General features: G+C 47.2%; 27 protein-coding genes and 1 other annotated feature. Of the genes, 24 read left to right on the top strand and 3 right to left on the bottom strand.

The genetic code is table 11. The annotated features are described in order from the left end of the window. The first annotated feature begins 23 nt into the window (after positions 1 to 23). The 13 genes from pepV (at position 24) to NE665_RS00780 (ending at position 10595) form a co-directional block, all read left to right on the top strand. Complete coding sequence (gene pepV, locus NE665_RS00840; RefSeq protein ID WP_117441553.1) at positions 24 to 1415, top strand: dipeptidase PepV; 1392 nt, start codon at positions 24 to 26, stop codon at positions 1413 to 1415. Positions 1416 to 1433: 18 nt separating this feature from the next. Then, entirely contained in the window at positions 1434 to 2105 is a 672-nt protein-coding gene (gene trmB, locus NE665_RS00835; protein ID WP_117441554.1) for a tRNA (guanosine(46)-N7)-methyltransferase TrmB, read from the top strand. A gap of 28 nt (positions 2106 to 2133) precedes the next feature. Beyond that, a complete protein-coding gene (locus NE665_RS00830) occupies positions 2134 to 2463 on the top strand; it encodes a thioredoxin family protein (protein WP_117441555.1) in 330 nt (109 codons plus the stop codon). A 17-nt stretch (positions 2464 to 2480) separates the two neighbouring features. Then, complete coding sequence (locus NE665_RS00825; protein ID WP_117441556.1) at positions 2481 to 3200, top strand: internalin; 720 nt, start codon at positions 2481 to 2483, stop codon at positions 3198 to 3200. A 14-nt stretch (positions 3201 to 3214) separates the two neighbouring features. Next, positions 3215 to 4519: a UDP-N-acetylmuramate--L-alanine ligase gene (murC, locus tag NE665_RS00820; RefSeq protein WP_117441557.1), complete on the top strand. Its 1305-nt coding sequence runs from the start codon at positions 3215 to 3217 to the stop codon at positions 4517 to 4519. Between the two features lie 50 nt (positions 4520 to 4569). Continuing rightward, the gene (locus NE665_RS00815) at positions 4570 to 4947 is read left to right on the top strand and encodes a histidine kinase (RefSeq protein ID WP_117441558.1); all 378 of its coding nucleotides are present in this window, start codon (positions 4570 to 4572) and stop codon (positions 4945 to 4947) included. 2 nt (positions 4948 to 4949) lie between these two features. Beyond that, positions 4950 to 5498 (top strand): hypothetical protein, encoded by a 549-nt coding sequence (locus tag NE665_RS00810; RefSeq protein ID WP_117441559.1) that lies wholly within the window; start codon positions 4950 to 4952, stop codon positions 5496 to 5498. A gap of 6 nt (positions 5499 to 5504) precedes the next feature. After that, complete coding sequence (locus tag NE665_RS00805) at positions 5505 to 6500, top strand: LacI family DNA-binding transcriptional regulator (protein WP_117441560.1); 996 nt, start codon at positions 5505 to 5507, stop codon at positions 6498 to 6500. 36 nt (positions 6501 to 6536) lie between these two features. Beyond that, positions 6537 to 6732, top strand: a binding site (T-box leader). A 39-nt stretch (positions 6733 to 6771) separates the two neighbouring features. Then, positions 6772 to 8004, top strand: a complete 1233-nt coding sequence (gene tyrS, locus NE665_RS00800; RefSeq protein WP_117441561.1) for a tyrosine--tRNA ligase — start codon at positions 6772 to 6774, stop codon at positions 8002 to 8004. Positions 8005 to 8177: 173 nt separating this feature from the next. Further along, positions 8178 to 8951, top strand: a complete 774-nt coding sequence (locus NE665_RS00795; protein WP_117441562.1) for a hypothetical protein — start codon at positions 8178 to 8180, stop codon at positions 8949 to 8951. Then, on the top strand, positions 8941 to 9519 hold the full coding sequence (locus NE665_RS00790; protein ID WP_117441563.1) for a dipicolinate synthase subunit B: 579 nt from the start codon (positions 8941 to 8943) through the stop codon (positions 9517 to 9519). Before NE665_RS00795 ends, NE665_RS00790 begins: the two co-directional genes overlap by 11 nt. Before the next feature lie 3 nt (positions 9520 to 9522). Further along, positions 9523 to 10389, top strand: coding sequence for a 4-hydroxy-tetrahydrodipicolinate synthase (gene dapA / locus NE665_RS00785; RefSeq protein ID WP_117441564.1), 867 nt, complete (start codon positions 9523 to 9525; stop codon positions 10387 to 10389). Positions 10390 to 10415: 26 nt separating this feature from the next. Beyond that, positions 10416 to 10595, top strand: a complete 180-nt coding sequence (locus NE665_RS00780) for a sporulation protein Cse60 (protein ID WP_117441565.1) — start codon at positions 10416 to 10418, stop codon at positions 10593 to 10595. 330 nt (positions 10596 to 10925) lie between these two features. Here NE665_RS00780 and NE665_RS00775 read toward each other — a convergent pair whose 3' ends face one another. Then, a complete protein-coding gene (locus tag NE665_RS00775; RefSeq protein WP_117441566.1) occupies positions 10926 to 11927 on the bottom strand; it encodes a helix-turn-helix transcriptional regulator in 1002 nt (333 codons plus the stop codon). 170 nt (positions 11928 to 12097) lie between these two features. On the opposite strand from NE665_RS00775, the gene NE665_RS00770 reads away from it, so the two are divergent. The 10 genes from NE665_RS00770 (at position 12098) to NE665_RS00725 (ending at position 21208) form a co-directional block, all read left to right on the top strand. Then, on the top strand, positions 12098 to 13030 hold the full coding sequence (locus NE665_RS00770) for an ABC transporter substrate-binding protein (RefSeq protein WP_178759795.1): 933 nt from the start codon (positions 12098 to 12100) through the stop codon (positions 13028 to 13030). Between the two features lies 1 nt (position 13031). Further along, complete coding sequence (locus NE665_RS00765) at positions 13032 to 14012, top strand: iron ABC transporter permease (RefSeq protein WP_178759794.1); 981 nt, start codon at positions 13032 to 13034, stop codon at positions 14010 to 14012. Then, on the top strand, positions 14012 to 15022 hold the full coding sequence (locus NE665_RS00760; protein ID WP_178759793.1) for an iron ABC transporter permease: 1011 nt from the start codon (positions 14012 to 14014) through the stop codon (positions 15020 to 15022). Before NE665_RS00765 ends, NE665_RS00760 begins: the two co-directional genes overlap by 1 nt. Position 15023: 1 nt before the next feature. Next, the gene (locus NE665_RS00755) at positions 15024 to 15827 is read left to right on the top strand and encodes an ABC transporter ATP-binding protein (protein ID WP_117441570.1); all 804 of its coding nucleotides are present in this window, start codon (positions 15024 to 15026) and stop codon (positions 15825 to 15827) included. A gap of 312 nt (positions 15828 to 16139) precedes the next feature. Beyond that, positions 16140 to 16664, top strand: coding sequence for a hypothetical protein (locus NE665_RS00750; protein ID WP_117441571.1), 525 nt, complete (start codon positions 16140 to 16142; stop codon positions 16662 to 16664). Positions 16665 to 16688: 24 nt separating this feature from the next. After that, positions 16689 to 18341 carry an oligosaccharide flippase family protein gene (locus tag NE665_RS00745; RefSeq protein ID WP_117441572.1) on the top strand — a complete coding sequence of 551 codons (1653 nt, stop codon included), beginning with the start codon at positions 16689 to 16691 and terminating at the stop codon, positions 18339 to 18341. 4 nt (positions 18342 to 18345) lie between these two features. Beyond that, positions 18346 to 19047, top strand: coding sequence for a pseudouridine synthase (locus NE665_RS00740; protein WP_117441573.1), 702 nt, complete (start codon positions 18346 to 18348; stop codon positions 19045 to 19047). Next, the gene (locus NE665_RS00735) at positions 19044 to 19505 is read left to right on the top strand and encodes a dihydrofolate reductase (RefSeq protein ID WP_117441574.1); all 462 of its coding nucleotides are present in this window, start codon (positions 19044 to 19046) and stop codon (positions 19503 to 19505) included. The genes NE665_RS00740 and NE665_RS00735 overlap by 4 nt, the downstream gene beginning before the upstream one ends. A 20-nt stretch (positions 19506 to 19525) precedes the next feature. Continuing rightward, complete coding sequence (locus NE665_RS00730; RefSeq protein WP_117441575.1) at positions 19526 to 20827, top strand: pyrimidine-nucleoside phosphorylase; 1302 nt, start codon at positions 19526 to 19528, stop codon at positions 20825 to 20827. A gap of 135 nt (positions 20828 to 20962) precedes the next feature. Beyond that, on the top strand, positions 20963 to 21208 hold the full coding sequence (locus NE665_RS00725) for a hypothetical protein (RefSeq protein ID WP_233104495.1): 246 nt from the start codon (positions 20963 to 20965) through the stop codon (positions 21206 to 21208). Positions 21209 to 21403: 195 nt separating this feature from the next. Here the strand turns inward: NE665_RS00725 and NE665_RS00720 are convergent, their stop codons facing one another. Then, positions 21404 to 21736, bottom strand: coding sequence for a cupin domain-containing protein (locus NE665_RS00720; RefSeq protein ID WP_117441576.1), 333 nt, complete (start codon positions 21734 to 21736; stop codon positions 21404 to 21406). After that, complete coding sequence (locus NE665_RS00715; RefSeq protein ID WP_117441577.1) at positions 21726 to 22325, bottom strand: TetR/AcrR family transcriptional regulator C-terminal domain-containing protein; 600 nt, start codon at positions 22323 to 22325, stop codon at positions 21726 to 21728. The genes NE665_RS00720 and NE665_RS00715 overlap by 11 nt, the downstream gene beginning before the upstream one ends. Positions 22326 to 22426: 101 nt before the next feature. Between NE665_RS00715 and NE665_RS00710 the strand changes: the two genes are divergently transcribed. After that, positions 22427 to 23599 carry an MFS transporter gene (locus NE665_RS00710; RefSeq protein WP_233104496.1) on the top strand — a complete coding sequence of 391 codons (1173 nt, stop codon included), beginning with the start codon at positions 22427 to 22429 and terminating at the stop codon, positions 23597 to 23599. The last annotated feature ends 236 nt before the right edge of the window (positions 23600 to 23835 follow it).

Here is a 23835-nt window from a genome sequence, read left to right as displayed (position 1 = left end):
AATATATGCATGAGGTGAATCGAATGAACTGGTTAACGGAATTGGAAACGTACAAGGATGCGTTCATCCAAGACCTGAGAGGTCTAATTGCCATTCCTTCTGTGCGGGATGACAAAACAAAGACAGCCCATGCGCCGTTTGGCACAGGCTGCAGAAAAGCACTGGATTATATGCTGGAACTTGGAAAAAGAGAAGGCTTTCAGATAAAGGATTACGACGGCTATGCCGGCGTGATTGCATATGGGGAAGGGGAAGAAAGCGTCGGTGTGCTGGCGCATTTGGACATTGTGCCGATCGGAGAAGGCTGGAGCAGAGATCCCTTTGGCGGTGAAATCGTGAACGGGTATATGTTCGGACGCGGGACACTGGATGATAAAGGACCTGCCATGGCCGGCTTTTATGCGCTTAAAATGCTGAAGGATAAGGGAATCAAGCTGAATCGAAAGGTCATGCTGATTCTGGGCTGTGATGAAGAAAGCGGCATGGAGTGCATGAACTACTATACAAAGCATGGAGAGCTTCCAACCCTTGGCTTTACACCGGATGCGGATTTTCCGGTGATCTATGGAGAAAAGGGCGGTCTGCATGTGGAGCTGAGTGGTACGTGTGATACTGTGATTACAAGCATGCATGCGGGAGAGCGCAGCAATATCGTGATCGGACAGGCAAGTGCTGAGGTTAGGGACTGGAAGGAAGACTATCTAGATGCCTTTCTGTTCTATTTACGGGCCTTTGATTTAAAGGGAAGCGTGGAAACCCTAGACAATGAGAGTGCTGTTTTGCATATGGAGGGTGTCTTTGCACATGCCGCCATGCCATATAACGGTGTAAATGCAGCTCTGCATCTGTTAAATTTCATCGGCTGTACCTATGGCGATAAATTTGCCCACGATACCTATACCATGCTGAAGGACTGGCAGGGAAAACCGCTGGGTATTGATATAGACGGTGCCTACATGGGCTTTTTGACCATGAATACCGGTATTGTAAACATCGAGCAGAACGAGGCGAGCATCGTAATCGATATCCGCTATCCAAACGACGCAGATCCAACGCGCATTATGAAGGGCTTTAGCGATACGGCGAAGAAGCTTGACTATGCACTGGATGTGCAGCTGAAGAAAAACACGAAGCCGCTGTTTGTTGACCCCAATTCAGAGCTGGTACAGACGTTGAGCGGTGTCTATCGGGACTATACCCACGATACCTTTACGCCGAATATGACGATTGGCGGCGGAACCTATGCAAAGAAATTTGAAAATTTTGTAGCATTTGGTCCAGAATTACCAAATAGGGAGCAGCCAAAGGATATGTTTATCGGCGGCTGTCACCAGAAGGATGAGGCGATTCACATTGATGACCTGATGCGAGCGGCTGCCATCTATACTGCTGCGGTAGAGCAGCTTGCGAAATAATATGAGGAGCAAACGAATATGAGAATGCGAAAACTGCCCTGGGCTCAGGATTTTCTCAAAGAGCAGGAGGTTGTGGTTGCGGATGCGGCGGCACTTGCCGGAGCATGGAAGCAGACCCTGAAGCGTGAGGAGCTGCATGTGGAAATCGGAACAGGCAAAGGGGATTATTGGGTGCAGATGGCACAGCAATATCCGGATATTGCCTGGGTCGGCATTGAGAAAAACATCAATGTGGCTGCCCTGGCTGTACGCAAGTATACCCAACTGGAGAAGCAGCCGGAGAATATGCTGTATATTCAGGGAGATGCCGAGGTGATTGACACCTGGTTTGCACAGGGAGAGGTCGATGTGATCCATTTGAATTTTTCCGATCCCTGGCCGAAAAAGCGTGCCCATAAAAAACGGTTATCCAATCATGCCTTCATTGCGCGCTATGCACACATTCTGAAGCCGGATGGCGAAATTCAAATGAAAACGGACAACAGTGCTCTGTTTGAATATTCGCTCATGGAATTTCAGGAGGAGGGCTGGCGGCTGAAGGAAGTAAGCGTTGACTATCGCCGCGAGGAGCATGCAGAGGATGTCATAACGGAATACGAACGCCGTTTTCTGGAAAAGGGACAGCCGATCTATCGGGCGGTCTTTGTGAAGGGCGGTCAGGAAAAGGATGCACCTTTCCCTGAGAAATAGGATAGAATACTAAAAAAGGAGCGATACGATGAAAGAATATATGACTGCATTACATTCCATGGAGGAATTTCAGGCGGCTGCCGCAAAGGACGGTGTCAGCATCTTTACATTTTCTGCGAACTGGTGTCCGGACTGCCGCTTTATTGAGCCGTTCATGCCAAAGCTGGTAGAGGCATTCAGCGACTATACGTTTTATTATGTGGACCGCGATGAAAATATCGATATCTGTCAGGCACTGATGGTGATGGGGATTCCAAGCTTTGTTGCCTATAAGGATGGTAAGGAAAGCGGCCGCTTTGTTTCCAAGCTGAGAAAAACTGAAAAAGAGATCAACGACTTTCTGGCTGCCCAGAAATAGCGAAAGGACGATGATGTATGTCAGTATTTAAAAAACTTGCAGGCCTTCTGTTTGAAGAAACAGATGCCGAGGTTCTGGCAGAGGATGAACTGGAACCGATCGAAATCAAGGAAAAACCAAAGAAAACAACGGCTTCTCCTGTCGTAGAGGAAGAAAAAACGCATGTGCAGATGGAGTCATATTTTAATCCGCATGCTGCCGCAGCGAAGGAGCCGAAAAAGGAAGAAAAGAAGTTTGTGACCATTGATCTGGAGGAAAAGCCGAAGGAGAAGGAAAAGGAAGCAATCGTTTTGAGTGAGGAGCCTCTGCGTGTGAAAAAGCCTGTGAAGCGCGAGGAGAAAAAGGAATTTGAGTTTTCACCTGTCATTTCTCCAATTTTCGGTTCCAGTGAAGAAGAGAGCAAGCCGAAGAAGAAGAGTGCGGCACCGCTGCCGCAGCGCGCAAAGAAAAAAAATCCTCTGGGAACCATTATCTCCCCGTATTACGGTGTCGGTGAGCTGGAGGAATTTGAAGCAAAGGCACAGGAAAAAATCGAAGAAAAAGAAAAGCTAAAAAAGGAAGAGCTTCCACAGCAGGAGGTTGAAAAATACGACCTGGAGGAAGAAATCAACAGCGTTCCGCTGGAGGATATGATTGAAAAAACACCAGGCGAGGACAGCGATGATATGATGCAGATTTCTCTGTTTGGAGAATCTACACCGATCAGCAGCGTTGATGATGCGATCAATAAAGAGTAAAAGAGGTGTTTCTAATGCATTATCATTTCATTGGAATTAAAGGAAGCGGCATGGCGTCTCTTGCGACGATCGTTGCAGATCGCGGGGATGAGGTCAGCGGCTCCGATATTGAAAAATATATATTTACCCAGCAGCCACTGGAGGAGCGTCATATTCCGATTACGTCATTTTCGGCTGATAATATTCATGAGGGAGATACCGTGATAATCGGAAATGCTTTCAATGAATCCAATCCGGAGGTGAAAAAGGCGCTGGCTATGGATACTGTAAAAACCTACTGGTATCATGAGTTTCTAGGCAATCTTGCTAAAGAATACACATCGATATCCGTAGCGGGTACACATGGCAAAACGACGACGACCGGCATGCTGTCCCATGTTATGAGCCTGGCGGCGCCAACCGGTTATCTGATTGGTGATGGAACCGGAGAAATGCCGAAGGACAGCCGTTATTTTGTGCTGGAATCCTGTGAGTATCAGCGTCATTTTCTGGCATATAAGCCGGAATATGCCATTATCACCAATATTGAGCTGGATCATGTTGATTATTATAGGGACATGGAGGACTACTGCGACGCATTTGAGGCTTTTGCGAATCAGATCCAAAAGGGTGTTGTACTCTTTGGAGACGATGCGGCTGTGCGCTCCCTGCATGTGAAAACAGAACATTTATATTACGGCTTAGAGGATCATAACGATGTCCAGGCGGTACATGTGAAGCAAAGCGAGGACGGCATGCAGTTTGATGTGCTGTATCGTAAGAAGCTGTTCGCACATTTTGATCTGCCATTTGTCGGTAAGCCATTGTTGTGGAACAGTCTGGGCGTAATCGCTATCGGTATCATGGAGGGGCTGAGCAAAGAATTGCTGCAGGAGGGACTGCAAAGCTTTCCCGGTGTAAAACGCAGGTTTACAATCGAAGAAAACGGGGATAATGTTTATATCGATGATTATGCACATCACCCGACCGCTGTGAAATATATGATCGAGGCAGCACGCATCAAGTATCCGGGGAAGAAGGTAATTGCCCTGTTTAAGCCGGATCGCTATTCCCGTATCTATTATTTCATGGATCGTTTTGCAAAAGAGCTGAATCAGGCGGATGAAGTGTATCTGTGTCATTTTCCGGAGAATGCGGCAAAAGAAGACGGTATTGATATTACGATTTCTGACCTTGCGGATAAATGTGAGAAGGCGACTGTCATCAATGAGGATGAGGAAGCTGCAAGGCTGCTTGCACAGCGCGGTCCGGCCGTATATCTGTTCATGAGCAGCAAGGATATATACAAATTAAAAAATATTGTAAAAACTTTTCAATAGAAGTTGAAAAAACTTACAAATTGTTTTAGAATAAATAAAGAGGTGTTTCTATGGGTTTAGATCAATTATTGGAATTAACAAGCAGTGTCGCCAGCAAGGCATTGCCGATCTGTGGTGTCGTAGTGCTGATTTTCCTTGCTGTTTTTGTGAAGCATCTGATCGTTTTATTGAAAAATGCGAATGATGCCGTAGTGAAGATGGCAAAGACGCTGGAAACGACAAACCGGCAATTAGAAACACTGGACAAGCCGCTGAATACGCTGAACGAGCTGAGTGAAACGGTAGATTGTGTTCACGAGGCGAGCAAGCATGCGGTACGTTCCACTCTGGTAGCTGTCATAGAGAATTTTTCTTCCATCAAGGACTGGGTGTTTGCCGGTATGAAGAAGGAAGACGATCGTGATGAAGAGGATGGAGTGAGTGAATAATCATGGATAACGAACGAGAAAAAGAAGTCGAGGATCTGGAACGAAAGGCGAAGTACACCATTATCACCATGGAATGTGACGATGATGAGAGCGAGCGTTCAAAGAAAATTCTGGATGATGCTGCCAAACAGCTACAGCGCCTTTTTCAGGAAATGCGTGACTGGCTGCGTGAGCATGCGGATTCCATGGAAGTGAACGAGCGAATGGAACGTTTGAAACAAGAGACACAGAGGCTGCTTGCGTCAACACAGGATGCTCTGCAGCGGTTTTCACAGCGTGAGGATGTGCAGGCGGGCAGCAAAAAGGCTGTCGCTGCTGCGGATAAGCTTGCAGGCTATGTACAGGAAGGCATACAGGAGGTTCGTCAAAACGAATATGTACGCCGATCTGTTCACGCCGTAGCGGATACGGTCGATACGCTGCGCAATGACGAGCAGGTGAAAAAAGGCGTAAGAAAGCTGAAAAAAGGAACACTGAAAGCGGCGGAGGCTGCCTTTCAGGGACTGAAGCGTGTCTTGGACACAGATGAAGACGACAGTCGGAAGGGATAACAGGTTATGAAAAGAATTACGATTTATGATGTAGCAAAGGAAGCCGATGTATCGCTGGCAACAGTATCCCGTGTAATCAACGGTTCAGAGGTCGTGCGCGAGGATACCCGTATCAAGGTACAGGAAGCCATTGAAAAGCTGGGCTACAAGCCAAATGCGATTGCACAGGGACTGGCATTGCAGAAAACCACAACGATTGCGCTGATCGTTCCGGAGGCAAGCTATTTCTATACCGGACAGATCATCAATGGTCTGATCGATGTGGCAAAAATATATAAATACAACATCATGCTGCATACAACAACCGAGGGTATTACGGAAATGAACGATATCATTGAAAATATCATCAAATCCCGTGTGGATGGTGTTGTGATTTTCAATGACAAGCTGAATAAGGAAGAATTGAATCAGCTGACCAGATATCAGGTGCCGATCGTTGTCATCGGCAATAAGATGAGTGATGATACCGTGGGCAGTGTCTATGTGGATTATGCGAACCTTGTATATGAATACGCAAGCGGCTGCATCAAGCAGGGCAAGAAAAATATTGCACTGGTAGAGGATCGCAAGAATCCACAGATGATCAAGCAGCTGCTGGACGGATTGAACAGAGCATTTGAAGAGCAGGGGATGAAATTTGAAAACTTCATTCAAATACCAAAGGAATACCGTTCCTCCTATCTGTTCCTGAAGGAATACATGAAGCAGGGGATTCGCCATGATGTCGTGATTACCTATCGTGATTCCCAGGCGATGGCGGTGATGAATACCGCGAAGGAAGCAGGCATCAGCATTCCGGATGAAATGGAATTGATCTGTATTCTGGACAGCAAATACAATGCAATGGCACGTCCGCAGATTTCCGGATTTAAGATTCCGGATTATGATTTAGGTGCTGTGGCTATGCGTCTGTTGACAAAGATGCTACACGATGAAAATGAAGTTACCGATAAGGAAATCGAGCTGAGCTACATTTACACACCGAGAAAATCTACAAAATAGGATTGACAATTTTTAAAATTACAGATATCCTGAATAAGGAAAGCGTTGATAAGAAAAGAGCTTAGGGATGATCCCTTCAGAGAGCAGCTGGCTGGTGAAAAGCTGTGGGATGCCTTGAGAAATACACCTTGGAGCTGTCTACTGCAAAGGTAGAACGGATTGCCCCGTTATGGCATTGAGTGCTTCTGTATAGAAGAACTAAGGTGGTACCACGCTATGTTGCGTCCTTGGATGACAGGGGCGTTTTTTTATTTCAGAAAGGAAGACGATGATGAAATTATTTGATGAATTGAAATACCGCGGACTGATCAATGATGTGACAAGTCCGGAGCTGGAAGAGAAATTAAACAACGGAGGGCTGACCTTCTATATCGGAACCGATCCGACCGGTGATTCCCTGCATATTGGACACTATTCCTCTTTGCTGTGTGCGAAGCGGTTAAAGGAGCATGGACACCATCCAATCATGCTGGTTGGAGGAGCAACCGGGTTTATCGGAGATCCGAAGGCAAGCGGTGAGCGCAATATGCTGACAAAGGAGGTGCTGGAGTATAACTACCAGAGCCTGAGTAAGCAGATTGAAGAGCTGTTTGGCTTTGAAATGGTAAATAATCTGGATTGGACAAAGGATATTTCAGTAATTGATTTCCTGCGGGATTATGGAAAATACTTCAATGTCAATTACATGATCAACAAGGAAACGGTGAAGCGTCGTCTGGATGCCGGTATCAGCTATACCGAATTTTCCTACATGATTTTGCAGGCGCTGGACTTTTTGCACCTGTATGAGGAGAAGGGCTGTACGCTGCAGCTTGGCGGACAGGATCAGTGGGGGAATATCACAAGCGGTCTGGAGCTGATCCGCAAGAAGCATGGAGCGGATGTTGCGTGCTATGGGCTGACGATGCCACTGATTACCAAGGCTGACGGTACGAAATTTGGAAAGAGCGAGTCCGGTACGGTATGGCTGGACAAACATAAAACAAGTGCCTATGAAATGTATCAGTTCCTCGTAAACTCCGAGGATGAAAAGGTAATTGATTACCTGAAGAAGCTGACCTTCCTGAGCAAGGAGGAAATCGACGCGCTGGAGGAAAAGGTGAAAACCGAACCGCATTTCAGAGAGGCACAGAAAACACTTGCGAAAGAGGTTGTTACCTTCCTGCATGGGGAAGAGGAATACAATAAGGCCTTAAAAATCACCAATGCACTGTTTAAGGGAAATATCAAGGAGCTGGATGCCGGTGAGCTGCATGATGCTTTAAAGGGCTTTGAGGCTAGCAGCATCGATGATGAGCTGACTTTGACGGATACGCTGGTACAGGCCGGTATTGCAAGCAGCAAGCGAGAAGCAAGAGAATGGATCAATCAGGGCTCTATTCAAATCAACGGAGACAAGGTGAAGGATGTGGAATTTATCGTATCCTCAAACAATGCAATCTCTGAGGGACGTACATTGATCAAAAAGGGAAAACGAAATTATTTTGTGATTTCACAGAAATAGAGCAGAAAAATGAGAAGAAGGCAGACTGCAGTACGAAGAATCTATGCGCAGTCTGCTTTTTTTGTGACGCCTTGATGCACTGCGCTTCGCATTTCCTCCGATTTCCATGTGCAAACGGCTTTCCTAATGGCAAAAGCCTGTTTGCGACATACAATGGCGTAAGGAGGGATAGTGTGAAAATTGCAGTTATATGCAGTGATGAAAGAATGATACAGGTCTATGACAATCTGTCCAAGGACTTTTCTGTTGATCGTCTGGATGCGCAAACAGACTTTTTGAATCTGCCGCAGTATCAGGCAGTGGTTTTCCCGGTAAAGGGCGTCGATGATTTCGGCTATGTCCGCATACAGGAGCAGGCGATTCACATACCGCATGCCTTTTACGAAATGCAGGGAAAGGATTGTTTGTTATTCTGCGGAATTCGTAATGCAGTACTGGATGCGTTGCCGCAGCGAAAAATCTATTATATGCTGGAGGAAAGCGTGATTCATGAGAATGCCATATTGACCGCAGAGGGTGTGCTGAATGAGTTGATCAGCTGTATCTGTAAGAGTATGTATGATATACAGGTCGATATCGTCGGATATGGCCATTGCGGACAGGTGATTTATGATATGCTGAAGAATCTGCATGTCCGTGTTCGCATCATACGAAGAGAGTGTAAAGCGGAGGGTGACTTTCTGCCGGTACGTGACTGGGAAAATTGCGGAGATGTCATCATTCATACGGCTACCGGTGTTATGATCGCACCTTCCAGAATGCGTTCCTGGAAAAATAAGCCGGTCATCATCGATATCTCTACACCGGATCTGATTGATCTAAAGGCAGCACATGAGGAAGGCATTTCCGTGATCAAGGCAGGCAATCTGCCGGGACGCTTCGCCTGTATCAGCGCAGGGAATATCATAGCGGAATGTATAAGGGGGAAACTGAACAATGGAAAATAAACGCATTCTGTTCGGTATCTGCGGCTCTTTCTGTAACCATGCGGCAGTTCTCGAGCAGCTGACAGCATTGTGCGAGCACAACGACGTGACGGCTGTCGTTAGTGAAAATGTATATACGTGCTCCACCCGTTTTTTTGATAAGGATGTATTCCTGGGAAAAGTAAAGGATGTGACAAAGCATGACATCATCCATACAATCGTAGAAGCAGAGAAAGTTGGACCGGCAAACGCATATGATATAATGGTGATTGCTCCCATGACAGCCACCGTTGCAGCAAAGATGGCACATGGTATTTACGATCATCCGGTTACACTGTCTGCGAAAGCCATGATTCGCAACCAGCGGAATATCGTGTTTGGTATTGCGACAAATGACGGTCTGGGAATCAGCGGGGTGAATATCTTTTCCCTGATCAATATGAAGCATTTTTATATCATACCGTTTCGGCAGGATGCCCCTTTTTCCAAGGAGCGAAGCATCGTTTCCGATTGGGAGCTGATGGAGCAGACGATGGATCAGGCCTTAAACGACAGACAGCAGCAGCCAATTTTACTGGGAGGCAGATAAGCTATGAAAAAACTGATGGTTGCTTTGGTAACACCGTTTACCAGGGATAACAAAGTGGACTACAAATCGATGGATCGCATCCTTCACCGGCTTTTGAAGGAGGGGTGTGACGGCTTCATCGTATGCGGGACAACGGCAGAAACACCGACACTCTCTCATAACGAGAAGCTTTCCATCCTTCGCCATGTCATCAAACGCGTGAAGCATCGCGCAGAGATTTGGTATGGCTGCGGTAGCAACGATACAGCTGCGACAATTCTGGCATGCAAGGAAGCACAGAAGGAGGCGATTGATGGCGTATTAATTGTAACACCATATTACAGCAAGCCGAATGCTGCCGGGCTGTATGCCCATTATGATGCAGTTGCCACTGCTGTGGATACCAATCTTATGCTGTATAACGTGCCATCAAGAACCGCTGTGGAGCTTACCTATGAAACCATACATGCCCTGCTTGAGAAGCACAAGAACATAACAGCATTGAAGCAGGCCTGTTCCAATCTGGACATGGTGCGCAGGCTGAAGCAGCAGCATCCTGAGTTTCTGATTTACAGTGGGGAGGACGGCTTCTTTGATGAGGGCTTTGATGCCGGCATGGATGGACTTATCTCTGTCATGGGGCATGTATGCATGAAGGAGCTACGGACCTATTGTGATGATGAACGCGTCGATAACCGGCTGCGCCGGAGGCTCTATGAGCTGGCGGCTTTGACATTTACGGAAGCATCGCCGGCACCGGTAAAGTATATGCTCCATCTGCAGGATGCGTGTGAAAATATCCTGCGATTGCCACTGGTTACCGTCAGTGAAGCAGCGGAAAACAGAATTCAGGAGTATTTCACGAAATATCGACACCGATTGGAGGATTGAGCTGATAGGATGAAATCGGTGATACAATGGTACAAATCAAGGTGTTTGATGAGGAGCATGAGGATGATTTGACAGAAGTGGTGAATGGCTGGCTTCAGGAGCATGCGGATATCCGTCTGCTGGATATTAAATTTTCAACAGCTGTGAGTGATTTTGAAGAAGAACAGATTTACTGCTTCAGTGCGATGGTGATTTTCAGCACATAGATTTCGGACAGTGGCGCATACTAACAGCGTGGAGGTGTAAACCATGCAGAAAAAAACCGAAATCCTATGCAGCGTACACAATTGTGTTTATAACAAGGATGCATGCTGTAACGCAGAAACAATTAGCGTTTGCTGTGATAACTGTGTTCATCCAAATGATTGTCACGAAACGGAATGCAAATCCTTCCGCTGCAGATGTACAAAATAAAACAGTCCGCAGGACTGTTTTATTTTCGCTGTTTTGTGTGTGAATCATGGGCTGGAAAGCAGCCTGCTGTCTTGAAACCTTGGCGACTTCCTGAAATGCCTGTGCCTTGCAGATCCCATAGCTTAGCGCAGGCATCGCTCTTTGTGTCGATACTGCAGCGGTGTGCAGTGATAGGTGTTTTGAAAGGTCTGAATAAAGCTGGATGGATAACGGTAGCCAACGCGGGCAGCAATTTCACGGATGCTCAAATCACTGGTACAAAGCAGGGCTGCTGCCTGCGTCATCTTTAAGGAAAGCGAAAATTCCCGAATGCTCATGTGATAATAGTAGCGAAAGCCGGCCTTCAGCTTCTGTGGATCAATCAGCAGACTGCGGCTTAAGGCGTGAATCGTAGGTGGATCAGCGATATTGTCCAGCAAACGCTGGTGCGCCTTTTGAATTGCAAGATAATCCGCCTCCTGCAGATGAATGGTCCGGCTGCCAAGCTGTAGGGTTCCATAATCCATCTGTCTGGAAAATGCAGAATTCCTTTGTGTGGTCTGCTGTGCGAGAATGCTCAGACATTGCAAGAGTGCACCCTCGACATAAAGCGATGTCAGCTCCTGCTGTGTATGCAGCCGGCGAAGCTGATGAAATATAGGATACAGCGGTGCAGGAAGATGGGGATAGGTGTGATTGGCAATCAGCTGCTCTTGCAGCGGGATGACATAGCCACGCTTTGCCAATGCTGTTAGATATGCAGGATGTATGGCAAATTCCATACCAATCAGGTGATCGATTCGTTTCCATGACTGCGTACCACAGGGATGCTCTTCCCAAACGAGAAAGGCAGCCGGCTGCTGGCTTCGTATGTCCTGTTCCTGCTGCTGTACTCTGGTAGTGCCTTCTTGTACTAGTCCGAATCGCAACAAAGCTTCGGGATGATCAAAGTGTATGGTAAAAGGATGGGGGACTGTGTAATTCGCAATACTGAAGGCAAATAAATCCGGCTGGTAAAAAACATCAAGGAAATCATCAAAGCCTTTTTTGCAATAGCTGCATCTTTGCGGCATCTCTGTTTTTTGCAGACCCAGTTCACGTGTGAACATATCGCGAAGCATGCGGGAGCTGGTGGATGTATACATAAAAAAAACCTCCTGTTTTCCTATTATATCAAACAAGCGGACATGGTATCCAGCATAATGCTGTTGGATGTTAAAATAAGGATAACGGGTGAATGGCTTGCAGAAGGGTGTGTGATTTGTTATAATGGCACGCGTAAGTTAGAATAAGCTAACAGATTAGGAGGATGTGTATGAAAAAGAAAATATGGATGCTCTGTGTACTTGTTTTAACGCTTGCTATGGTAAGCGGGTGTCAAAGCAAACAGGAAGCATCTGCAGCAGATAAGATGATAACGGTTAAGGATGCAAAGGGAGAGGTTGCGATACCGGCAGATCCGAAGCGAATCGTGGATTTGAGCGGAAACAGTGATATCTTATCGCTGCTGGGATATTCCGTTACTGGTACGGCGAACTCCGATGCCTACGATTATACCAGGTTTCCATCCTATCTTCAGGAAACATTACAGGGTGCGAAAATTCTTGGCTACAGTATGCAGGATTCTATGGATATTGAGGGCATACTGGAGTTGCATCCGGATTTGATCATCATCTCCGGCGTACAGGAAAAAATGTATGAGCAGCTGAAGGAAATCGCACCGACCATCATGGTGGAGCTGGCGCAGACTGACTGGCGACAGGATGTGGAAACCTTTGCCCGTATGATGCAGCAAAAGGAGCGTGCTGCCGCATGGCTGAAGAGCTATGATGAGAAAGCGAAAAAGGCCGGTGCAGCCGTTCGTAAGGCGAATGGCGAGGATGCAACCTATCTGGCACTGCTGGCAAGCGGTGGGCAGTTGTTTGTATTTGATGCGGCGGGAATCGGAAGTGTGTTTTATGAGGATATGGGCTTAAAGAAGCCGGCCAATATGCCAAAGCAGGATTCCATCAGCCTTCCTGTTATCTCCTATGAGGGACTGGCGGATCTGGATGCCGATCATCTGATCGTTGTCGGCACGGATGCTGATATGAAGGCGTTGAAAAAGAACAGTATCTACAAAACGATGCAGGCTGTAAAAAACAAGCAGGTGACAGAGCTGCCGTCAAGCCCGTATTTCAATATCGGTTACAGCAGTATCGGAAGAGACGTGTTTCTGAATGAGGTTCAAAGCCTGCTGGTAAAGTAAGATGCGCAGCAGGGTTTCAATCACGGCAGCAATCGGTATTCTGCTGTTGCTGCAGGGCATCGTCCTATCGGTTCTGATAGGGGCGAAGGATATTCCCTTCGATGATGTGCTGCATGCCCTCTTTGAGTATCAGGGAACGCTTCATGATCAGCTCATTCGCAATGTGCGTTTGCCGCGTGCGCTAAGTGCTTTGCTGTGCGGAGGACTGCTTGCTGCCAGCGGTGTGATGATGCAGGGGATTTTGCGGAATCCGATTGCAGAACCATCCATTCTCGGTATTACACAGGGCTCTGTGCTGTTTGTGGCATGCGCTTCCGTATTTCCGCTGCTTGCTGCTGTTGGAAATTTCTGGATGGCGCTGCTTGGGGCCGGCTGCAGTGGGCTAGTGCTGTTTCTATTTGCGGTGAAAAATGCCGGGCGACAGGATGTCTCGCGTATCCTGCTGGCTGGAACCGCCTTCAGTATGTTCTTTCTATCGACAGCGTCCCTGACAGCACTTGTACAAAATCGCTCACAGGAGCTGGCGTTCTGGATTGCCGGCGGGTTTCGGCAGGCGGATTGGGGAGCTGTCATTGGATTGGGAGTAGTGACACTTTTCTGTATGAGTGTATTCCTACGACTGAGCGGCAGGGTTAATCTGCTTTCTCTTGGGGATGAAGCTGCCATCTCCCTTGGCGTTGATGCGTCAGGATTGAAAAAGCAGGTCATTCTGGCGATGATTCCCCTTTGTGCGATGTGTGTGGCAGTTGCCGGTAACATTGGCTTTGTCGGACTGTTTGTTCCGCATATCCTACGCAGAGTGCTCTCGCGGGATATCCGCTATTTGCTTCCTCTCAGCTTTTTGTATGGAGGTGTGATGCTGGTGTTTGCGGATATCGCTGCCAGAACGCTGAGCGCACCGTATGAGCTTCCGGTCGGCTTGTTTACCGCCATATTGGGAATACCGGTGTTTCTGCTGCTAGTCAGAAAGGAGGGCGGCTGATGCAAAAACGACATAGGATTTTGGTGCTGTGTGTGCTCCTGCTGCTTGCTGCTGTGGCGCTTTCCATCATGACCGGCAGCTATTCAATCAGCCCTTCTGACCTGTTGACAACATTGCTGAACAAGGGAAGCAGAACGCATACATTTGCAATCTTTCAGATACGGCTTCCACGCATTGTACTTGCAATACTTGTTGGAAGCGCACTGGGAGTATCCGGCACCATCTTGCAGGGAATTACGAAAAATCCGCTTGCGGAGCCCGGTATGATCGGCATCAATGCGGGAAGTGCCCTGTTTATCGTCTTGTGGATTTCGCATGGAGCGAACGCCTACAGCAGCTCCCTTTCCGATGGGAAGGTGTTGCTCATGCCGCTGCTTGCCATAGCCGGCGCATTTTGCACAACAGCCTTTTTATATGGTTATTCATGGCGCAATGGAATCCGCCCGATTCGCTTCCTTCTTACCGGTGTTGGTGTGAATGCCGGCATTACAGCAGTTATCAGCTTTTATCAGCTGCAAATGAGCAGAGGTGATTATAATCAGGTGCTGATGTGGACCAATGGCTCCTTGTGGGGAAGCAGCTGGCGCTATATTCTTGTCAGTGCTCCGCTGATCCTTTTGCTGCTGGTGCTGGTATGGACACACAGCAGAACGCTGGATATCCTTTCACTTGGAGATGAGGGGGCAGCGGCACTTGGGGTTTCCACGCAGCGAACACGGATATGGTTTCTGGCAGCCGCAGCGGCGCTTGCGGCACTGGCAACAGCTGTTGCCGGAAGCATTGCATTTCTGGGGCTGCTGGGACCACAGATTGCGCTTCGTATCGCTGGTGTGCGGCATCGTCTGCTGCTGCCGCTTGCAGCTTTGATCAGCTCCATGTTGCTGATTATTGCGGATATGCTGGCAAGAAATCTGTTTTCACCGTTGGAGATTCCGGTGGGAATTCTGGTTTCCATGATTGGCATTCCTTATTTTATTTATCTGATGATGAAACTCGATAGGAGGTCGTAGCATGACGTTGGAGGTACAGAATCTGTATGCCGGATATGAGGACAGTCATGTCCTGCAGGATGTCAGCCTGCAGATACCGGAAAGGAAAATCACCATGATGATCGGGCCAAACGGATGTGGGAAATCAACCCTTCTGAAGACTATGGCCGGCATCATCACGCCGCAGAAGGGAGAGGTCTTACTGGATGGAGAATCGTTAAAGGATATGAAGCGCAGACAGATTGCAAAGCGACTAGCGCTGCTTCCGCAATCCCCGCTGGTTCCCGAAGGTCTGCGTGTTCGTGAGCTGGTACAGTATGGCCGTTTTCCTTATCAGAAGGCGATGCAATCGCTGAATCAACAGGATCATGATATCGTTTCATGGGCAATGAAAAAGACCGGAATTTCGACTCATGCGGATGCATATGTGAACGAGCTGTCCGGTGGGCAGCGGCAGCGGGTGTGGATCGCTATGGCACTGGCACAGAAAACCGGTATTCTTCTGCTGGATGAGCCGACAACCTATCTGGATATTGCACATCAGCTGGAAATACTGGAGCTGCTGCGGGACTTAAACAAACAGGAACAGACAACGATCATTCTGGTTATTCACGATCTGAACCAGGCCGCTAAGTTTGCCGATCATGTGATTGGCATGAAGCAGGGTAGAGCGTTGTACAGCGGCAAGGCGCAGGAGGTCATTTCGGAGGAGCAGCTGCTGCAGCTGTATGATATTCATGCGAAAATCGTGCAGGACACCAAGCACGGTTACCCGATTTGCATGGATTATGCACTGTGTAAACATACGGCTATGCCTGAGCAATGAAACGCTATCATGCTGAAATACAGGCCCTGTCAATGCATATGGAGGTAATACAGCCTGTGCTTTGCCGGGTCTTTTTTTATTTTAAATCGCATACCTGAGAACCTGAACACGTGGGTGAGCGAAAGGGGAAGAGACAGTCCTTTTTTCGATTGCACACCTGCGGACAGCTGAATATTGGGGCTGCTATTTTGCTTTTTTCCTTGTGTGTTTTGTGCATAATTGTTATCCTAAATATACAAAACAATCATCGCAGGATTAGAAAATGTGGCTTAAATAGTACCTTTATGATATAATAACTCGAGAGGTGATTCCATGCGAAAATTCCCCCTTTGGTGTCTGCTCTGCTTCCTGCTGCTCACCGGCTGCGGTGATGCGCATAAAGAGGAGCAGGAGAGTATAAAAAACTATGAGAGTTATGTAGATGCTGTATTGAACAACAAGGGCAGTGAATCAAAAATCATTCCCTTTGATTATAAGCTTTCTGTATTCAAGCAGAAGGACAGCAGCTATCAGTATGAGATTATTATTTCCAATCCGCGCGTGGCGATGTACAATATTCAGGCGATTGCCGTAGATCCGGCTCTGGACAGCAACAGCAATGTCTTTCCGTGTCTGGGATTGCTGGGAGATGATGCGAAAACCTCCTTCAACATGATTCCATATCAGGCAAACGGTGCGCGCAACTTTGTCAGTAAGATCTTTCTGGACGGTATATCCGAGCATGATCAGTTTACATTGCAGGTCATGGTAACCTGGAAGGATTCCAAGCTGGTTAATACGAGCCGTGTATTCTTCACATGCAATTATGCACAGAAGGATAATGAGACGAATGGATAACGGAAGCTAGAAAGGATACGTTATATGAGTAAGAATATGGATGTTTCCAAGCGGAAGCAGTCGATTATAGCAGGAGGGCTGATCAGCTCTGCCGGCATCTTTTTTGCAAAATTCATTGGATTGTTCTATGCAGTTCCCTATAATTCCATGCTGGGATCAGCAGACAATCTGGCCTATTACGGTGTAGCCTTTAATATATATTCCTATCTGCTGAATATCTGTACAGCTGGCTTTCCGTTTGCGATTGCGACATTGATTGCGAAATACTCCACACGGGGTGATTATCAAACCTCGCTGCTGATCAAAAAGCTGTCCGCATCTTTGATGACCTGCTTTGGCTTCGGAATGATGGTTATCGTAATTTTATTTTCCTCTCCGCTGGCAGCACTTGTTATGCCGGATGAAGGAAATAGCGTCAAAACGATGCAGATGGTGCTGATTCTGATTTCCTTTGCTCTGTTTTTCGTACCGCTGCTATCCAGTATCCGCGGCTTCTATCAGGGACTCAAGCATATGGAGGTCTATGCACTGTCACAGGTTCTGGAGCAGGTTGCCCGTGTTGCATTTCTGCTGAGCGCCAGTGCGATTGCGGTGTATGCATTGCATACGGATCAGGTATGGGCACTGTATTTTGGTGTGATTTCCACCAGTATATCGGCAATTTTGGCTATCATGCATCTAAAGCTCTACGATAAAAAGCAGATGCGCGAGCTCAAGCGGCTTGCCAAAAAGCAGGAAATTGCAGGGAACAACGATCGAAGAGAAATTTTAAAGGAGCTTGTGTTTATCGCATTTCCTTATTTGATTGTAGCGATACTGGGCTACAGTGATACGATTGTCAACACGCTGTTTTTGAATAAGGGTCTTGAAGCACACGGCAATACGGATGCGGAAATCTTACTCATCAGCGGCTCTATCAACTATGGTGTTTTAAAGCTGATGTCCATCCCGATGATTCTGGCACCGGGATTCTCCTCTGCCATCATACCGCATATCACTACGGCACTTACCAATCATGATCTGAAGCTGGTACGCAAAAATATCCGAGACTGTGTGGATATCGTTTTGTATATCGGACTTCCGATTTCCTTCTGTCTGTTTGTTTATGCAAAGCCCCTGTATGCCATTCTGTTTCCACCGGCAGACCCGAAGAATCTGGAGCTTTTAGCCAATATTTTGAGCTGGTTCTCCATTGAGGCATTTTTAAATACCATCGGACCGATTTTTACGGCACTGTTAATGGCGGTTGGCTTGCGCAGGCTGAATATTCGCAACCTTGCCATCATGATGGTGGTGAAATTTTCAGTGGCTTATCCGCTGTTGAAATATTTCGGTTATCAGGGGGTCGTCATGTCCAGTATTCTTGCAATGGGTATTTTTATTATTCTGGATATTTACGCATTGACAACACGCTATCAGATTCGCTGGAAGTATACGCTGCATAAGCTTCTGGTTATCCTTCTGGCGATGGTAGCTCTGTTTGCAGTCGCAAGAGGCTGTGCTTTCATCGGCTTGAAGGGCTATGGCTCCGGACGGATGCTGAGTCTTTTACAGCTTGCTGTCAATGGAACGCTTGCCATGCTGGTATACTTTGGTATTACGTATTTCTTTTCCATACCGCAGACGATTCTGCATCTGGACTTGTCCAAATTGCTGAAGCGTGGAAGAAGGAGATAGGTATATGCGACTGGATAAATATCTGGCCCATGCGGGACTGGGTACCCGCAAGGAGGTCAAGCTGGCAATTCGCAAGGGGAGAGTGTGTATCAATGGAGAACTCTGCCAAAAGGACGACAGGAAAATCCAAGAGGGTGTGGATGTCGTTTGTGTTGATGGAGAGGAAATCTATTATGAGGCTGTTGTCTATATCATGCTGAACAAGCCGCAGGATGTTGTCAGTGCCACGAGTGATCCGATTTATGAAACCGTGCTGGATTGTATTGATGCCTTTTTGCCGAAGGATTGTTTTCCGGTTGGCAGACTGGACGTGGATACGGAGGGCTTGCTGCTGATTACAAATGACGGTAAGCTGGCGCATCGTCTGCTCTCTCCTAAGCATCATGTTGAAAAGACCTATCTTGTAGAGCTTGCACAGTCGCTGCAGGAGGGGGATCAAAAGAGGCTGGAAAACGGCAGTATCATTCTGGATGAGGAGCCTGTTCTTCCGGCACGTGTGGAAATTCTGGAGGATACGAAAATCCTTCTGCATATACAGGAGGGAAGATTTCATCAGGTGAAGCGAATGCTGCATGCTGTCGGTAATGAGGTTGTCTATCTCAAGCGGATTGCCATGGGACCGTTACAGCTGGATGAGGCACTTGCGTGCGGAGAATGGCGGTATCTGAGCGAAGAGGAAATCACTGCCCTGAAAAATGTGGCATGATCAGTATTGTTGTTGCGATGGACGTCAATCAGCTGATCGGCGCAAATCATAAAATGCCATGGCATTGCCCCGCAGATTTGGCTCATTTCCGTCAGCTGACACTGCATCATCATTTGCTGATGGGGAGAGTGACCTATGAGCATCTGCCGAAACGACTGGATCATAGGATTCTTCATGTCGCAGGTCATAAGCCGCTGTCCGATAGCGATGCGCTCCCCTGCAGCGATGCGGAAGCACTTTGCAGAGAATGGAAGAAGAAAGAGGAAGTACTCTATGTATGCGGCGGCGCACAGATTTATGCTGCTGCAATCGCATATGCTGATGAGCTGTGGATCACCAGAATCGAACAGGCTTGTGCAGGGGATACCTGGTTTCCGGCGTTTTCTCCCGAAGAATTTATATTGCTTTCAGCAGAACAAAAGGAAGGGTGCAACATCATGCATTATCGCAGAAGATAAGCAGGAAGGAAGGGAACATTATGCGTTTTGTCGATCTAATAGAAAAAAAGAAACAGAAGCAGCCACTCACAAAGGAGGAGCTTCATTTTTTCATCACCGGCTATGTCCAGGGGGATATTCCGGATTATCAGGTCAGTGCGCTGCTGATGGCGATTTACTTTAATGGTATGAACGCACAGGAAACAGCCTGGCTGACAGAGGAAATGCTGTACAGCGGGGATGTGATTGATCTATCAGCGATTTCCGGAAGAAAATGTGATAAGCATTCCACCGGTGGTGTCGGTGATAAAACAAGTCTTTCCCTTGCGCCAATGGTTGCGGCCTGCGGTGCCAAGGTCGCGAAAATGAGTGGGCGTGGACTGGGACATACCGGTGGTACGCTGGATAAGGTGGAATCCATCAACGGCTTTCAGGTCATGCGGACACAGGAACAGTTTATTTCACAGGTAAACGAAATAGGTCTGGCACTGATCGGACAAACCGCAACATTGGTGCCTGCAGATAAAAAGCTGTATGCTTTGCGCGATGTGACAGCTACCGTCAATTCGATTCCTCTGATTGCATCCAGCATCATGTCAAAGAAACTGGCAGCCGGCTCTGATACGATTCTTCTGGATGTGAAATTCGGAGAGGGTGCCTTCATGGAAACAAGCGAAAAAGCAAAGGAGCTGGCAGAAGCGATGATCGCCATCGGAAGCCACTTCGGCAAGGATGTCAAGGCGCTGATCAGCAATATGAATCAGCCGCTGGGCAATGCCATCGGAAATGCACTCGAGGTAAAAGAAGCGATTGCAACGCTGCAGGGAAAAGGACCTGAGGATTTTACACAGCTGTGTCTGGAGGCCGGAAGCATCATGCTCATGCAGACAGGAATCGCAAAGGATGAAGAAGACGCAAGAAACCAGCTGCTGGAAGTCATTCATAATGGAAAGGCACTGGAAAAGCTGGTTGCCATGGTTGCGGCACAGGAGGGAGATGTCGAGCAGGTTTTGCATCCAGAGCTGCTGCCACAGGCAAAAGAGATTCTGGAAATAACATCCCGAAAAGAGGGCTATGTAAAGGAGCTACATGCTTTGGAGCTGGGGACACTGGCGATGAAGCTTGGGGCAGGACGTATGGTAAAGGAGGATCCGGTTGATCCGGCTGTCGGAATCGTGTTAAACAAAAAGGATGGAGACTATGTAAACAAGGGAGATATTCTTGCCTATGTACACATCAATCATCCGTTACCGCAGCACTGGCTGGAGGACTTCTATCAGACCTATGTCTTCACACAGGAGAAGGTGGAAAAGCAGAAGCTGATCCATGATATCATTCAATAAATGCGTACTGCAAAAGCATTTCTGAGCACTGGCGGGATACTCACTGCCCTCAGTGTTCTCCTTTTTATATCAAATTCTGCGAACGGAATCCAAGCCATGATCCGCTGTCTTACACTGGCTTTTGGGATAATGCTTATGACAAGAGTTGTTCTTTTGCTTCTGCATGTCAAGCAAAGAAGTGCGCTCTGGCTATATGGCGTTGGTGTGCTGTTTATGAGCTGTTATACACTGCTGGCGCTGGATACCTATGTCTTTCATGTCATGCAATGGTTTCCCGGCATTATCCGTTATCCGCTGTTTTCACTCTATGGTATCAGCTATCTGCTGTTTGCTCTGCCAGGCATCTTTCTGCATGTCGGCAGTTCCGATAACGATGTGTGAGGGTGCTATCTAACGAATAATCAATAACGAGAAAAAGATGAGTGTATGCTTGTCTTTTTTTTGTATAAAATATTCAACTGCTATTCCGTATGTTCTTGCGTATATGCGACAACGTTTCAAAAGTCTGGATTAGAAAGCATACGTGAGGTAAGGGAAAGGAAAGCACAGACACTAAAAAAGAAGGCTGTCTGCCTTCTATGCCTTAATGATCAATGCCATGAATACCAGTGGCTCATCTCCGATGTTTTCAATGCCGTGAAAGCCCTGATCCGGAGTAAAGGTAACATCTCCCGGACGCAGTTCACGCTTGATACCATTATCATCGTAAAGCGCTCTACCCTGCAGGATATAATAGGACTCGCCATCTCCGATATGCTGATGTACGCCCAGCGATGAATTTACATCAATCGTCACCCTCGCATACATTTTTACACTGCTTCCCATTTCCTCGCTTTGCAACAGGCGTTCAATATGCATCGTACCCTTACCGCCAGATCGGTTTTCATAATGCTCTATTTCACTCTTCATGTCGTTCCTCCTCGTTTGTTATTTTCGTATAGGCCTCCCGATAACGGGAGTATGCCAGCTTTTCACTGTCCTGTGCCAGTGATTTCAGGTTGGCACTGACGCGCTCTGCGCTTTCTCTCATGTCACTTTTCACCCAGCTGATAATCACGCCGGTTATCCCAAAGCTGTAAAACTGGGAATAGAAATTCATTTCCACCTCATTGATCTGATGATGCTGGTCGAGGCTTACGATTGCCATATGGAAGATGGATTTCGTAAGGTCAAAAAGGAATTGTTCAAAGCAAGTCTCATCACTACGGATCGTATTGATATAAAACTCCTTCTCGCTGCGCATGTGATTCAAGAGGGCGGAAATATATTTCGGCCAGTTTTCAAAGCTGAGATTTTCATCAAACACCTGCTGTGCATCATCCGTATAGATCCAGTTCAGCAGCTCATATTTATCACGGAAATGATAATAGAAGGTCTGCCGGTTGTAGCCGCTTTGCTGCGTGATATCCGCAATCGTGATTTTGTCAAAGCTTTTGCGGCAGGTCAGCTGCTTCAATGCTGCCGCCAGTATTCTTTTGGTATTGAGATGTTCCTGCATATACACACCACCGTTTCAACAGTTCTATTATACAATATGCGAAAAGAAAAGGGAAAAGATTTTTAGATGCCTGCAGCAATGTCCATACTATACCTGAGGATGTGATTACTATCAAAAAGCAAATGCGATGGCTGCTTTATGCCATGAACTTTCTTGCCTTTTTTGCCATATCGATGGTCAATACCCAGATGATTCCGTTTTTAAGCAAGCTGGGCTATACGGTGGTACAGCGCGGTTATATTCTGGCCGCAAATGCGGTTGTAGCAATCATCGGACAATTTCTGTTCGGTTATCTGTGCGACCGATTTCAAAGGGTCAAGGTCTTTTTCTTTGCGGCCTATGTGCTGTTGACAGCGAGCAGCTTTGCCATGTTTCTGGTAGAGCGTCAGAGCTTCTGGTATCATGTATTCACAGTGGCTCTGATGGGTGGTATGGTGAAGGTCATCATGGGTCTGGATGAAACCTGGATGCTGGAAATCGATCAGGAAAACTATGGGCGGCTGCGGGCGAGCGGGGCGTTGGGACTTACGATTGGCTCTCCGATAGCCGGCTACCTCGTTCGCCATTTTCATTATAAAAGTCTGCTGATTTCACTTGGTATCGTAAGCGTTATCCTGTGCTGGCTCATTTACAAGGCAAAGGATGCCGAGAAAAAGGAGGGGGAGCGGATTCGTATGGAAAGCGTGCGGCAGCTCCTGAAGAATAAAGGCTATTTGTTACTGGTGCTGATTTATCTGCTCGTCTATATGATCGGGACGGCAGATCAGTATGTGGTCATTGACAAAATGCTGGATATCGGAGGAGACACCACAGCGGTCGGCATTAAGTGGGCGCTGCAATCCTTTATGGAGGTACCGCTCTTTCTGTTTTCCTCGAAAATACTGGAACGCTTTCAGACAAAGACACTGCTATACTTTGGAACGTTTATGTATGGTGTGAAATTCCTGCTCTATGGCTTTTCCTTTCAGCCGTGGATGATCATTCTGACCGCAGCACTACAGCTGGTAACGCTGCCCATCATCATGCTGACAAGCAAGGTGCTGGTAAAGGAAATCACACCACAAAAGCTGTTCAGCAGTGCACAGATGTTTGCCATGGCCGTATTTATCGGCGTCAGTGGATTGATTACACCGCTGATCACGTCCTATCTGTCCAAAGCCTTCGGGTATGACTGGACCCTGTATATCGTTGCTGCTTTTTCCATCGTGCCGCTGCTGCTGATCTTTACTTATGTACATCATTTTCAGAAAAAGGCAGCAAAGACGAATTCCTGATCTGCTTGTACAAAAAGAAAGCATACAGCAAAAGGAAAGGTAGGCAGTATGTGTCCTGCTAGCGCCTTCGGAAATATGATTGAAAACGTGTCCCTGCGCTGAGAAGGCATAAACAAAATTTGCACACCTGTTCACCATGTCTTGAAAATTGAACAGAAATCACCTATAATAAAGGTGACATCGAAAGACTGTGTAACCCTACGATAGTGGGTTAAGATAAAGAGCTCTTGTGCGAT

Source organism: Clostridium sp. DFI.1.208 (assembly GCF_024463855.1).
Taxonomy (GTDB): Bacteria; Bacillota_I; Bacilli_A; order Erysipelotrichales; family Erysipelotrichaceae; genus Clostridium_AQ.
This window is presented reverse-complemented; position numbering and strand designations above follow the sequence as displayed.